General features: G+C 35.1%; 16 protein-coding genes. 5 read left to right on the top strand and 11 right to left on the bottom strand.

The features are described from left to right. Positions 1–96: 96 nt before the first annotated feature. Positions 97–1,197 (top strand): DUF4407 domain-containing protein, encoded by a 1,101-nt coding sequence (locus LPB89_RS01435; protein ID WP_230699948.1) that lies wholly within the window; start codon positions 97–99, stop codon positions 1,195–1,197. Positions 1,198–1,335: 138 nt separating this feature from the next. Here LPB89_RS01435 and LPB89_RS01430 read toward each other — a convergent pair whose 3' ends face one another. The 9 genes from LPB89_RS01430 to ruvC form a co-directional block, all read right to left on the bottom strand. Continuing rightward, the gene (locus LPB89_RS01430) at positions 1,336–2,040 is read right to left on the bottom strand and encodes a PH domain-containing protein (RefSeq protein WP_230699947.1); all 705 of its coding nucleotides are present in this window, start codon (positions 2,038–2,040) and stop codon (positions 1,336–1,338) included. An 84-nt stretch (positions 2,041–2,124) separates the two neighbouring features. Continuing rightward, the gene (locus LPB89_RS01425) at positions 2,125–2,496 is read right to left on the bottom strand and encodes an MmcQ/YjbR family DNA-binding protein (RefSeq protein WP_230699946.1); all 372 of its coding nucleotides are present in this window, start codon (positions 2,494–2,496) and stop codon (positions 2,125–2,127) included. Further along, the gene (locus tag LPB89_RS01420; protein WP_230699945.1) at positions 2,493–2,855 is read right to left on the bottom strand and encodes a DUF4260 domain-containing protein; all 363 of its coding nucleotides are present in this window, start codon (positions 2,853–2,855) and stop codon (positions 2,493–2,495) included. Before LPB89_RS01420 ends, LPB89_RS01425 begins: the two co-directional genes overlap by 4 nt. Beyond that, positions 2,852–3,259, bottom strand: coding sequence for a GNAT family N-acetyltransferase (locus tag LPB89_RS01415; RefSeq protein WP_230699944.1), 408 nt, complete (start codon positions 3,257–3,259; stop codon positions 2,852–2,854). Before LPB89_RS01415 ends, LPB89_RS01420 begins: the two co-directional genes overlap by 4 nt. A 51-nt stretch (positions 3,260–3,310) precedes the next feature. Beyond that, positions 3,311–4,366 carry a DUF4421 family protein gene (locus LPB89_RS01410; RefSeq protein WP_230699943.1) on the bottom strand — a complete coding sequence of 352 codons (1,056 nt, stop codon included), beginning with the start codon at positions 4,364–4,366 and terminating at the stop codon, positions 3,311–3,313. A gap of 63 nt (positions 4,367–4,429) precedes the next feature. Beyond that, on the bottom strand, positions 4,430–5,215 hold the full coding sequence (locus LPB89_RS01405) for a cyclase family protein (protein WP_230699942.1): 786 nt from the start codon (positions 5,213–5,215) through the stop codon (positions 4,430–4,432). Positions 5,216–5,268: 53 nt separating this feature from the next. Continuing rightward, positions 5,269–5,646, bottom strand: coding sequence for a GxxExxY protein (locus LPB89_RS01400; RefSeq protein WP_230699941.1), 378 nt, complete (start codon positions 5,644–5,646; stop codon positions 5,269–5,271). A 176-nt stretch (positions 5,647–5,822) separates the two neighbouring features. Then, complete coding sequence (gene hemW / locus LPB89_RS01395) at positions 5,823–6,956, bottom strand: radical SAM family heme chaperone HemW (protein WP_230700538.1); 1,134 nt, start codon at positions 6,954–6,956, stop codon at positions 5,823–5,825. 103 nt (positions 6,957–7,059) lie between these two features. Continuing rightward, the gene (gene ruvC, locus LPB89_RS01390; RefSeq protein ID WP_065449180.1) at positions 7,060–7,614 is read right to left on the bottom strand and encodes a crossover junction endodeoxyribonuclease RuvC; all 555 of its coding nucleotides are present in this window, start codon (positions 7,612–7,614) and stop codon (positions 7,060–7,062) included. 144 nt (positions 7,615–7,758) lie between these two features. Between ruvC and LPB89_RS01385 the strand changes: the two genes are divergently transcribed. After that, positions 7,759–8,703 (top strand): flippase-like domain-containing protein, encoded by a 945-nt coding sequence (locus LPB89_RS01385; RefSeq protein ID WP_230699940.1) that lies wholly within the window; start codon positions 7,759–7,761, stop codon positions 8,701–8,703. Next, positions 8,700–9,803, top strand: coding sequence for a glycosyltransferase (locus tag LPB89_RS01380; RefSeq protein WP_230699939.1), 1,104 nt, complete (start codon positions 8,700–8,702; stop codon positions 9,801–9,803). The genes LPB89_RS01385 and LPB89_RS01380 overlap by 4 nt, the downstream gene beginning before the upstream one ends. 87 nt (positions 9,804–9,890) lie before the next feature. Here the strand turns inward: LPB89_RS01380 and LPB89_RS01375 are convergent, their stop codons facing one another. Beyond that, positions 9,891–10,376, bottom strand: coding sequence for a hypothetical protein (locus LPB89_RS01375; RefSeq protein WP_127337954.1), 486 nt, complete (start codon positions 10,374–10,376; stop codon positions 9,891–9,893). A 159-nt stretch (positions 10,377–10,535) separates the two neighbouring features. Between LPB89_RS01375 and LPB89_RS01370 the strand changes: the two genes are divergently transcribed. Together LPB89_RS01370 and LPB89_RS01365 are read left to right on the top strand one after the other, a co-directional pair. Further along, positions 10,536–11,036, top strand: coding sequence for a DUF456 domain-containing protein (locus tag LPB89_RS01370; protein ID WP_230699938.1), 501 nt, complete (start codon positions 10,536–10,538; stop codon positions 11,034–11,036). Positions 11,037–11,318: 282 nt separating this feature from the next. Beyond that, a complete protein-coding gene (locus tag LPB89_RS01365; RefSeq protein ID WP_230699937.1) occupies positions 11,319–11,918 on the top strand; it encodes a DUF937 domain-containing protein in 600 nt (199 codons plus the stop codon). An 82-nt stretch (positions 11,919–12,000) separates the two neighbouring features. Here the strand turns inward: LPB89_RS01365 and LPB89_RS01360 are convergent, their stop codons facing one another. Continuing rightward, complete coding sequence (locus tag LPB89_RS01360) at positions 12,001–12,909, bottom strand: pseudouridine synthase (protein WP_230700536.1); 909 nt, start codon at positions 12,907–12,909, stop codon at positions 12,001–12,003. Positions 12,910–13,039 lie beyond the last annotated feature (130 nt).

The raw sequence follows: 13,039 nt of genomic DNA, 5'->3' as shown, positions 1-13,039 counted from the left end.
TTACGTCAGAATTAAATTTTTGGCGCTAAATTTGCCCTATCACACGAGCCCGAAGGGCGAACTGACGAAATAATCATCAATCAAAAATCATCAATCATGTTAAAACAATTTTTTATCCTTTGTTCAGGAGTCGACCGAGACCTGCTGGACGGCTGTTCAGAAGGGGAACAAACCAAATATGTAGGTATTGGCGCCACTGTTTTTTTTACTGCGGTTATGGCTTTCTTAGCCAGTGCTTATGCGCTTTTTACTGTTTTTGACTCTATTTATCCGGCCTTGATTTTCGGATTTGTATGGAGTTTATTAATCTTCAATTTAGATCGCTTTATCGTTTCGACGATTAAAAAAAGAGATCGTTTTTTTGATGAATTTCTTCAGGCTACGCCGCGTATTATGCTGGCGGTTATTATTGCCATCGTTATTTCGAAGCCATTGGAAATTAAAATTTTCGAAAAAGAAATCAATACGGTTTTACTGAAAGAAAAAAATGAAATGGAACTGGCCAACAAAAAACAGGTGGGTAATTATTTCAAATCAGACTTAGACAAGAATAAAGCGGAGATCGCAGCTTTGAAAAGTGATATCCTGAAAAAAGAGAAGGAAGTAAATGCTTTATACTCCACTTATATCACAGAAGCGGAAGGTACTGCAGGAACTAAAAAATTAGGAAAAGGTCCCGTTTATAAAGAAAAACGCGAAAAGCACGACGCTTCCCTAAAAGAATTTGCAGCGCTAAAGGCGGCTAACGAAGCAAAAATAGCTGAGAAAGAAAAAACAGGAAAACAGCTTCAGGCCGATTTAGATAAAAAAGTATCGCAGACACAGCCCATCATAGAAGGTTTCGATGGTTTAATGGCAAGAATTAATGCGTTGGACAAATTGCCTTGGCTTCCATCCTTCTTTATTATGTTATTGTTTCTGGCGATTGAGACTTCTCCGATTATTGCGAAACTATTAGCTCCGAAAGGCGAATTTGATTTCAAACAGGAAGAAGCCGAAACAGCAGTAAAAGCTACTTTAGCACAGAATAAATACCAACGTGATTTATTGGTTAAAACCAGCGCTGAAATGCACGACAGGGTTTACGCAGATATCGCAGAAGATAAGAACCTGTATGATTTGCAGCGTAAAAACGCAGCAGATTTATTAGAACTCCAGTCCAATAGTTTTGTAGAAAAACAGAAGGCTACTTTATAGAATTAACCGCAAGGGACGCAAGGTTTTACGCAGTGTTCGCAAAAGTTTATATAAAAAAACATCCTAATTAATAGGATGTTTTTTATGGTTTTTTCTTGCGTGCTTTGCGTAAAACCTTGCGTCCCTTGCGGTTAAATGCTACATATAGCTTAAAATTTCTTTTTTGAATGTATCGTATTCGCCCTGCATAATCAAACCGTTATCCAGTAGCTTTTTGTAATTCTGTAATTTATCAAAAAGTTCTTCTTTCGATAATTCGCTTAATTTACGATCTCCGGTTGGAGCCTGAGGCTGAATCGGCTCAAAAGTTTCCGTGTAAGATGGAGTAGTAGCCGGCATAATTTCTGCAAAACTGGTTACTTCTTCTGTTTCCACTTCTTCGATTTCGTCTTCCGTTTCCACTTCTTCTGTCTGAACAGCTTCCACAACGGGAGTTGCGACAGTTGGGTTTTTTAAGATATCCAGTTGTTCTTTAGCATACGTAAAAATTTTACGGGCCTGAATCTTAGGGATATAATCTATAGAAGCCTGAATATCTGTTTTCGTAGAAAAAGAGAACTCTGAACCTAAAATGTTTTCTTTTACAAAAGTACCTACGATTTCATCCCAGGTATAATCTGTAAAGTCCATTGAAAGACCTAAATTTTTAGGTTTACAAATAATAATTCTTTTGTTTGTTAATACAATACTATCAGGAAAAACAGTTATTGCCGGTTTTTTCTGAACCGCGATATATCCGACTTCTTCACCTTTCATCAATAAATCATTGAGTTTTGAAGTGATTTTTTCAATCGCTTTAGGATCTTGTTCTTCGTTTAAAAACTTTTTAAATTGTTCTTTCATGGGGTATAATTTGCTAAGTTACAATCGCGACAGCTATCGGGACTGAGTGGCTAAGTTTTTTTTCTAACGATGCAAATGTAATGCCTAATTTTCTAATTCAATAATTTCATTTTGAATTTTCTTCGTCAAACTTTTGAAAACCAGTTCGTACGAATGGTCTATTAATTCTTTTACAAATTTTGCCGGCAGATTTCCGTTTAGCGCTATCGTATTCCAGTGCACTTTACTCATATGAAAACCCGGTTTTATCTCTTCATATTCGGCTCTTAGCTCCTGTGCACGATCCGGGTCGCATTTTAAATTTACCGAAGGTTCGTTCTTTTCCCATTGCGATAGAGATGATAGAGCAAACATTTTTCCGCCCACTTTAAAAACCAGCGTGTCTTCATCAAACGGGAAATGTTCGGTCGTTCCTTTTTTCGAAAGACAATATTCGTAAAACGTTTCTAAATTCATACTGTATTGTTTTTACCAATTTTACCTAAATGTGTATCCTGAAATCCGGTTACTAATTTTAATCCATAACCAAACATACGATCCATGGCGGAGTGTGAAAATAAAATAATTCCGGCCAATTTCAAAATTTCAGTTTGGAAATAAATTCCAGACAAATAAACTAAAACAGCAATTCCCCTATGGTGAAAAAAGTTATAGAAAAAGGCACCGCTTTTATTTCCAAAGAGATAGCCCAGCATTGACAAATCGGGAGCCAAGATCAGAACTAAAAACCACCACCATTGATAATTTAAGAGACTGAATAAATAAATTCCCAAAATAAATAAACCTAATTCTTCCAGTTTGATTATTGTTTTCATAGTAATTTTTTTTCCATCATTTTTTCAGGATGTTCTAATAATTTAAAGCCAAATTTCTCATATAAAAAATGCGCATCTGTGGTGGCCAGTCTCCAGATTTTAAGGTCTTTTAAAATGGGTTCGTTCATCATATTTTCGATTAGGACAGACGAATACCCTTTGCCACGATGTTCTTCGCTAATAAAAACATCCATCACATATCCGAAAACCACATAATCGGTAATCACACGCGCAAAGCCAATCTGTTTATCGTTCCGGTAAATTCCAAAACAAACCGAAGCATTAATTGCAGTCTGAACTTCTTCGATCGTTCTTGGCGCTGCCCAGTAAATATCTTTTAAAAAGTTTTGTATAAACGGAACATCAAGTTTGTTTTTATCGGTCGAAACGGTAATCTGATTCATGATTTTTTGCATTACAATAGCTAAACAAACTTTAAGGCTTTTTAGTATTTATTACATTTTAATTTTGCCGTCAATTTTTTCAATTGGTTTTCTAACAAAATCGGGCGCATCAAAACGATAGCCAAAATACAATAATCCGTAGACTTTGTCATTAGAAATACGGGTAGATTTATCTTCGTTATACGAACTGCTGCTAAAGTTTAAACTTGCTCCGCAAAGTATACGACTGCTGTTATAGCCTATTTTGATGCCACCGTCAAGATTTCTGGTGAAGTACGTATTTTTCTCAATAGTTGTAACACCGGCAGTTGTACTCTTGTCCCTGGAGAATTTCACACCAAGCGATGGGGATAAATTGGGTGCAATATAAAATCGATCCCAGATGATGAAATTATAATAATAGCCCGCAGCCAGTCGAAGGTCAAATTCTTTTTGTTTGCCGTCAAGATCATTTATTTTTGATTTGATGGTATTGTAGTTGTAAATTAAGGACGGAACAAAACTTCCCGCACTCTTCTTTTGCCATTCGGTAAGCGACGTAATACTTTTAAGCGAAAACTTAGGATTAAAAATATAAGATGTTGACATTCCGAACTGTATTGTTTTAAAATCCGGAAACTGAAGATAAGGATCTTTCCCTTCGACCCAGTCAGGTGAAAAATCAGACATATTAGAGACGTAATAGCCTTTTGTTTTACTGTATTGAACTGTCTGAAGCCATCTTCCTAAAAAGAACCGAAAATTGTAATCTGAAAATGAAGATTTCCCTTTTAAATTTTCGTCTTTGTTTCCTCCAAAAAATTTCGGGTAAAATCCGTAGCTGAACCCTATAAATTTATAATCGATATTGAGGAATAGTTTGTAACTGTTGTTCGTTTCCAGATTTAAATTGGGTCCTTTTTTGTCATTTAACAAATAACTGTCACTTTGCGTGCTTAAGTTTGCCCGAATCATTATTTTATCCGGATAATAAATAAAGTTTGCTGTGTCTTTTTCCGTCTTTTTCTGGCTGTAAGATTTTGTAAAAGGGAGACAAAAAAAGAGCAGGAACAAACTGACGGCAATAGTTTTTCGCTGAATCTGGCCAAAGTTTTGTCTCTTCTTCATTTTCAAAATATTTTATTGGTAAGTGTAAAAAAAATACAAATTAAATAAAATAATCAGTAATCGTCAAAAAAATACTACAGAATATAAAATCGGCTTGCTTGGACTTGCATCATTTTCAAACGAAGCAATTTGTAAATTTAAGATATAATCCCCATCCTGTGTTTCATCGGGAACATAAATCATTTCGGTAATCGTTGCATTTAAACGTGCATCAGAATTTAGATGCAAGGTGTCTTTTACATTCCAGAATGCTTTATGGGCCAGTAATTTTCCTTCGTCATGCTCTTTATCAACACTTGGCAAATCGATTAGTAAATGCTGAATTCCGTTTTCACGAATGAAAATTGCCGCTTCTTCCGACAAATAAGGCGGATTCGTATTCGAATATTTTCTGGATTTTTTTTCTTTTTGATTCGGAAGTGTTCGGATTATTAAAGCTTCGGTTTTTCCATTGAGTGAAGCTGAGTTTTTTGTCGCATTAAGCGAAGTAGAAATCTGTTCCCTGGTAATCACGAAATCATCTCCGATTTTTTCAGGTGCAATAGTAATGAGTTTTGCGGAAAAGAAAAACTGTTTCAGGGATTCATTAATACTGTAAAAATCATTGGTAATATGCCCCAGACATTCCGTGTGTGTTCCGTGCCCGTGTGGATTGAAAAAGATATTATTAAAGTTCGTTGAAGATTTTCCTTCGGAGACTTTTCCGATCCATTCACCAAAAACTACAGGTTCAATAACCGGTTTTTCAATGTACCAGGCTATCGGATTCTCGTCTGTATTCGTTAAAGGAATCGAGATATCGATTGGTTTTGATAAGTCGATTTCGAAGTTGTTTATTTTTGCTATCATGATTTCTAACCGGAAGGTTCGCCAGGGCTTACGCAAAGGGCGCTACGTTTTTGTTAAAGATTGTTTACAATTCTTCTAATACCATTTTTTATTAAAGCAACATTGAAATTGATTAATAAACCTAACTTGCAATTTGTTAGTTTTAAGTAGGTCAATAACTGGGCAAAATGAATTTCATTTAAAGCATCAACAGCTTTTATTTCCAAAATTAATTTATTTTCAATGATAATGTCTAATCGATATCCAATATCTAACCTTACTTCTTCGTAAATTAAAGGTAAAGGTTTTTGCTTTTCAATTTCTAATCCGGTTTTTTTTAGTTCATAATATAAACATTCTTCGTACGCACTTTCTAATAAACCGGGTCCTAAAGTCTGATGGACTTTTAAAGAACAATTAAAGACAACTTTTGATAATTCATTCTCTGTCATTTTATTTTTTTTCAAATCTAATAAAACAGCAGTAGAATTTAATATCTTTTGAAAGATTTAACTTACTTGTTGTAGTCGCAAAGTTCGCAAGGATTTACGCAGAGTTCGCAAAGGCTTATTTAAAATTTCCTTGTGTCCCTTGCGTAAAACTTTGCGTTCCTTGCGGTTAAACGTAGCTATTCCAAATTTAGATAAAATAAATCTGAAGCAATTCCATCCGTTAAAAATTTTCCTTTTGCGGTTGGTTTAAGGATATTATTTTCAATAAAAAGTAAATCGTCATCAAGAAATTTCCGAGTTTGTTTATTCAGATAAATCAGATAGTCAGGTCCGAATTCAGTTTCAATTCTTTCGAGAGAAACGCCCCAGATAGTTCGTAGTCCTGTCATGATATATTCGTTATAGCGATCTGATTTTGATAGCGTTTCAGTTTCAATAGGCAATACGTTTTCCTGAATTGATTTTATATAAAGTGAATTATTGGCGATATTCCAGCCTCTTTTTAGACCATCATAACTATGTGCCGAAGGCCCGATTCCGATGTATTTTTTTCCCAGCCAATAAGCGGAATTGTTTTTGGAGAAGTAATTCTCTTTTCCGAAATTCGATAATTCGTAATGAATAAAACCACTTTTCTCAAGCGTTTCCACCAAAATCATAAAATGATTAGAAGCCACATCATCTTGTGGTTCGGCAATCTTTCCGGTATCGATAAGTTTTCTTAAAGCCGTTTTTGGTTCCACCGTCAAGGCATAACTCGAAATATGCGGAATGCCGAAACTCAATGCTGTTTCAATATTCTGTTCCCACATTTCATCGCTCATTCCCGGAATTCCATAAATTAAATCCAGTGAAATATTGTCAAAATATTTTGTCGCTTCTGTCAGGCAATTTATTGCTTCTGTGGCATCATGAGCACGATTCATCATCTTTAAATCCTCTTCATAAAAAGACTGAATTCCAATGCTTAAACGATTTATCGGGCTTTTCGATAATTCAAGAATTCGTTCTGCCGACAAATCATCGGGATTGGCTTCAAGCGTAATCTCCGGATTTTCGGAGACGTTGTAATTTTTATAAACTTCTGAAATTAAAAAATTGATTTCTTCATTTGTCAATACAGAAGGTGTTCCACCGCCGAAATAAATGGTTTCAATGGTGTTGTCACTTTGGGCGGAGTCGGGAAGCTCAAACTCGCTTTTGCGCATCCCGATTTCTTTGGCGAGAGCCAAAACCATTTCCTCTTTTTTCTTCATGGAAGTCGAAAAATGAAAATCGCAATAATGGCAAGCCTGTTTGCAGAAGGGTATGTGGATGTAGATTCCGCTCATTTTTTAGTTTTCAGTCTCGGTTTTCAGTCTCAGTCTCAGTCTCAGTCTCAGTAAAACTGCCAACTGCGACTGCGACTGAAAACTATTTTTTCACTCGTTCTTCATTCTGTTTCACAAAAGCATCCCAGCCGGTGTAACTTTTTCCCGCAACGATTTTTCCGGAGTTAAAGAAATGACAGACTGCTGCTGCAAGACCATCGGTGGAATCGAGATTCTTCGGTAGTTCTTTTAATCCTAAAAGCTGTTGCAGCATTTTGGCAACCTGTTCTTTGCTGGCGTTTCCGTTTCCGGTAATGGCCATTTTGATCTTTTTAGGTTCGTATTCCGTAATCGGAATATCTCTGGAAAGTCCCGCTGCCATGGCGACACCTTGCGCACGGCCTAACTTTAGCATCGATTGCACGTTTTTACCAAAGAAAGGGGCTTCGATGGCAATCTCGTCGGGATGATGCGTTTCGATTAATTCTATGGTACGTTCAAAAATAATTTTAAGCTTCTGGTAATGATTGTCATATTTAGAAAGCTGCAATTCGTTCAGCTGAAGGAATTCCATTTTTTTATTGATGACTTTAATCAGTCCGAAACCCATAATTGTTGTTCCGGGGTCAATGCCTAATATGATGCGTTCTTTTGTCATTTTTTATTAGAGGGTTACACAAAGTTTCACCAAATAGTCACAGAGATTCACTAAGTTTGTTTTAATCTTTCTGTGTAACTTTGAGGTTACTTTGTGAATCTTTGTGAAATAGCTTTTTCGCAATAGTTTGCTTTACTTTGCAGCATGATTTCAATTCCCCACAAAGCTAAACAATTCCTTGTTCTTCTGGTCAAACTTTTGATTGTTGGCGGTGCATTTTATTTTATTTACAATCAGCTGGCACACAACGATAAACTCGACTGGCAGAAATTTATCACTTTATTTCGTAAAAACCAGTCTGTTTCAGGAATTGCCTTTATTCTGCTTTTGAGTGTTTTAAACCGGTATTTTGAAATTTTGAAATGGCAGAATCTGGTCAGGGTAATTCACGAAATTTCAATAGGAGAAGCCACCAGACAGGTTCTGGCAGCTTTAACCGCCGGAATTTTTACACCAAACGGAGTCGGAGAGTACGCCGGAAAAGCATTGTTTTATCCCAAAGCAGAAGCAAAGAAAGTGGTTTTTCTCAATCTGATCTGTAACGGAATCCAGATGATCCTAACGGTGATTTTTGGTGTTTTCGGTTTGCTGTATTTTAATGCCAAATACAATGTAATTACACCTCAAACCGTTGCCATTTTATTTGTCGTTTTCTTTTTGTTCTTCGGCATTTTGTTCTCTTTGAAAAAGATTAAAATCAAGGTATATTCGATAGAAAAACTGCTTCATAAAATCAATGAAATTCCAAAGCCGGTTCATCAGAAAAATATAGTTTTAGGCACTTGCCGTTACTTGGTTTTTTCACATCAATATTACTTTTTGTTTTTGGCTTTTGATGTTGAACTACCCTATTTTACGCTAATCGCAACGATTGCAGTAGTATATTTTTTGGCTTCATCGCTGCCCACTTTTCAGTTTCTGGATTTTGCAGTTAAAGGAAGTGTTGCGGTCTATTTCTTTGGAATTCTAGGCGTTAATGAATGGATTGTCGTTTTTATTTCGACTTTGATGTGGTTTTTAAATGTCGTTTTACCGGTGATTTTAGGCAGTTATTATGTGCTGAATTTTAAAGCGAAAACTGTAAAATGAATCTGGCCTTATTCCTCATATTAGCCGTTTACATCATTACGATTGGCGTACTGATTTATGGTTTTTTCAAAGTAAAAAAATATGCAAATACGAATCTGGAGCCACAAACGAGTTTCACCATTATTGTTCCTTTCAGAAATGAAGCGGAGAATTTGCCCCACCTTTTAAAAAGTTTTTCAAAACTGAATTATCCGGCTGATTTATTTGAAGTCATTTTAGTGGATGATGAATCTGCGGAAAAATTCCAAATTCCAAATTCTAAATTCCAAGTTAGGATCATTGATACTATCAGGGTTTCGAAATCTCCTAAAAAAGATGCCATCTCCACGGCAATGAAACACGTAAAAACAGATTGGGTGATTACCACCGACGCAGATTGTACCGTTCATTCAAATTGGTTGTTAACTTTTGATAATTACATTCAGGAAAACGAAGTTTCTATGCTTGCCGGTGCTGTTACTTATGAGGCCAACAATTCGTTTTTGCATCATTTTCAGCAATTAGATTTAACGAGCCTGCAGGGCGCAACCATTGGGAGCTTTGGAATAAAAAAAGCTTTTATGTGCAATGGGGCAAATTTTGCTTATACCAAATCATTATTTGAAAAAATGAATGGTTTTGAAGGAAACAATGCTATTGCAAGCGGAGATGACGTTTTTTTACTCCAAAAAGTTGCAAATTCAGACCAAAACCTGATGCATTATTTAAAATCAGAAGAAACGATTGTAAAAACAAAACCAACCCAGGACTGGGAATCACTATTTTACCAAAGGGTACGGTGGGCGGCGAAAACAAGTTCCTATCAAAGCATCTTTGGAAAAGTGTTGGGACTGATAGTTTTCTTTGCAAATTTGAGTTTCGTAATCGGAACTGTATTTGCGATTTTTGGGATCTGGTCATGGCAACTTTTGATTTTATATGCCGTTTCAAAATTCATAATTGATTTTGGCTTGTTGTATGTCACCAATCAATTTTTAACACGCAGACCAATTAAGAGCTTGGTTTTAAATAGTTTGTTTTACCCTTTCTTCAGTTCGGCTGTTGCTTTGTACAGTTTGTTTGGTTCTTACAAATGGAAGGGGCGAAACTTTAGAGTATAGCTTTTTATCTAAGAAGAAATGCTTCAAAGGTTGCGTAAAGAAAACCGAATACTCTTAAAAACTTCAAACTTAAAAGTTTTCAGAAATTTACTTCGTACTTTTTTCTTTGATAATTACCGGAAGAATAAACTGGGTTTTTACCGGAACTCCGCGTTTGATAGCAGGATTTACTTTTGGAAAATCAACCAGGCGTGCATGAAGGATGCTGTCGATTTTAATAGTGTCATAAGCAACGGAATCTTTTGGGAATTGTGGCTCGAATTTCATTGTAGCGTTAGGAAATACGGTTACTTTTACCTCAATAGTATCCAGTTCAGGATAAAGAATAGACAAGGAATCTACATCCAGTTTTTCCTGAATAAGCTGTGCCATTTTTTCAAAAAAACAGTGCTGACGCAGTTTTTTGTCTGCTATTTTTTCGCAATCGGCGACAGACGGAAATTCATCTACTTCTTTCCAGTTAATCGATTTCAGTTCTTTTTGTAATAATTCTTTTTCAGACGGAACCTGCTTCTCAAAATATTGACAAGAATTTAAAAGTAATACGACTAAAAAAAGAGGGAACTGCTTCAAGATTATGATGTTGAATTGAACTAAATTAATTATGGTATAAAAATACAATTATTTTTTTTGAGAACCTTTGTATTACAGATATTCTTCGTAGCTTTCTGAAAGACATTATTGTTTTAAACAGCAATTTTGTTTTGTCTTATAAAAAAATATTTTTTTCGTATGGATTCAGTATTGCTAGTACTTGGTTTTGTTTGCATGATTGTTGGTGTATTCGGCAGTTTTATGCCGGTTTTACCGGGATTATCCAGTTGTTGGGTAGGTTTATTATTGTTGTATTTAACAAAAGCAGTTGAAAATAATTATTGGGTTTTAGGGATTACACTTTTAATAACAGTAGTTATTACGATTCTGGATTATGTGATTCCGGCAAAAGGGACTAAGAAGTTCGGAGGCAGTTCTTACGGAGTCTGGGGCACCAATATTGGTCTAATAGTTGGGATTCTTTCTCCGATTCCTTTTGGTGTAATTATTGGTCCATTTGTCGGGGCTTTTATAGGAGAACTTATCTATGATTCTCAAAATCATCGCAGGGCACTAAAAGCTGCAACGGGATCCTTACTCGGATTTTTGGCTTCCAGTTTTATTAATTTCCTCTTTTGTATCATTTTTGTCGGTATTTTTATCAGTATAGTGTGGCAAAACCGAAGTGTATTGTTTTAAAATTTCACTTTAGGTTTAAGCTTTTTCTTATTTTTTTATTTTTTTTGAAAAATATTTTAAATTTCTTTTAATTTTTTTTATTTGTTTTTGATTACGAAAGGGTTATGTTCATTGAGACTTTTAGAATTTGATGTTAAATACGTCATAAATGCTTAAGGAAATTTTTAACTGATCTTTTGGAAATGTTAAAATATTTTATATTTTTATCCTGATAAACGATTAAAAGCCCCACTTTGTCGATTATTTTGAATGGATTTAAATAATTTCTAAAAATTAAATATCATGACTCCAAACCTACAAATTGAACTTAGACGTTTTATATCTTCCAATGTTGTTTCAAAGCTGAATAAATTTTATTTTGAAAATGATGCCCTTCTAATAAAAGGAATTGATGTTTCAATAGGAACAGTGCTGATGGGATTGTATAATAAATCAGAGGAGTCGGGTTTTTATAAAGAAATTATTTCACTGATTGGCGACAATTCAACATTTTATGGCGAAGTTGATTTTGCTTCCGGAAGAATTCTTTCCGTAGATGATTGTTATCGAGTAGAAGGGAATGATTTGCTAAAAGAAATTTTCACCAACAAAAAAGGAAGAATTTCAGAAATGATTTCAAATGAAGTCGGAATCAAAAGCGAAACAGCAAGGGAAATTTTAAATTTTTCAGCACTATTAGTCGTTTCGTATCTGAAAAACAATATCCAGCTTTTAGACAGTTTAAAACTACTACTGGAAGAACAAAAAAGAGATATCCTGAATAGTATTCATCCCGGAATTAAAATTATACTTGGTTTTTCGTGTTACGAATCAGTAGATGATAAAAATCAGGCCAACTTGGGAAGATCAATCTTTACACTTTTCGGACACAACTTCTTTTAGTATTTTCAACAAATATTCTTAAATAAAAAATCCCATTTTACAGCAGTAAAACAGGATTTGTATGATTGATTTGAATCGTTTATTAAACGTTTTTCAAATTAATAACTTCTTGGTCCGTCAGAAAACGCCAGTTACCACGTGGTAAATTCTTTTTGGTAAGACCGGCAAAAGAAACACGATCTATACGTAAAACATCATACTCAAAGTTTTCGAAAATTGCACGTACGACCTTTACATTAGATGAACGTAATTTAAGACCCACTTCACTTTTCGCTTCTTTTTCAATATAACTGATTTCTTCAACAAAAACACGGTGTCCGTCAAGAACAAGACCTTTGCTGATTTTTTCCAAATCTTCAAATTTTAGATTTTTATCTAAAGAAACCTGATAAATTTTAGATGATTTCTGATTCGGTAATGTGAACTTACGAATCATATCCGTATCATTGGTAAACAGCAACAAACCGGTTGTGTTTTTATCCATTCTGCCAATAGGGGCAATTTTAGCGGTAGTTGAACCACGAACTAATTCCAGCACATTACGGTATTCCTGACCTTCGTCTAAGGCAGTTGTAAAGTTTTTAGGTTTGTTCAATAAGATGTATTCTTTCTTTTCAGGAGTCAGAACAACACCGTCAAAGTTTACAACATCATTTAATTTCACTAAATATCCCATTTCAGTAACCGGGACACCATTCACTTTAACGTTACCGGACTGAATGTATATATCGGCATCACGACGCGAGCATACACCAGAATTTGAGATGTACTTGTTCAGACGAATTTCGTCTGCAGCTTTTTGTCTTTTTGGCGCCTGATTTTGTTTCTTAATTTTTTGTGCCGCTTCTTCTTCAGCTGCTTTCACAGCAGGTTTCACTTTTTTCGGCCCTTGAGCACGCTTTTGCATGGCAGGTTTTGGCTTGTTAGAGTTTGATCTGGAGCTATTTGGTCTCGATCCGCCTCTGTTATTATTGCCTTCCTTATTGTTCATATAATTCTGTAATTTGTGCAAAGATAGTTTATTCTTGCTAAATAATCCTAAGTTCATTGTTCTTAGATTAGTAGCTATTGTTTTTTGGGTATAGTTACACAGAGATTCATAAAGATATGTAGCGAACCTT

It is taken from the genome of Flavobacterium sp. ENC (assembly GCF_020991415.1).
Classification (GTDB): Bacteria; Bacteroidota; Bacteroidia; order Flavobacteriales; family Flavobacteriaceae; genus Flavobacterium.
This window is presented reverse-complemented; position numbering and strand designations above follow the sequence as displayed.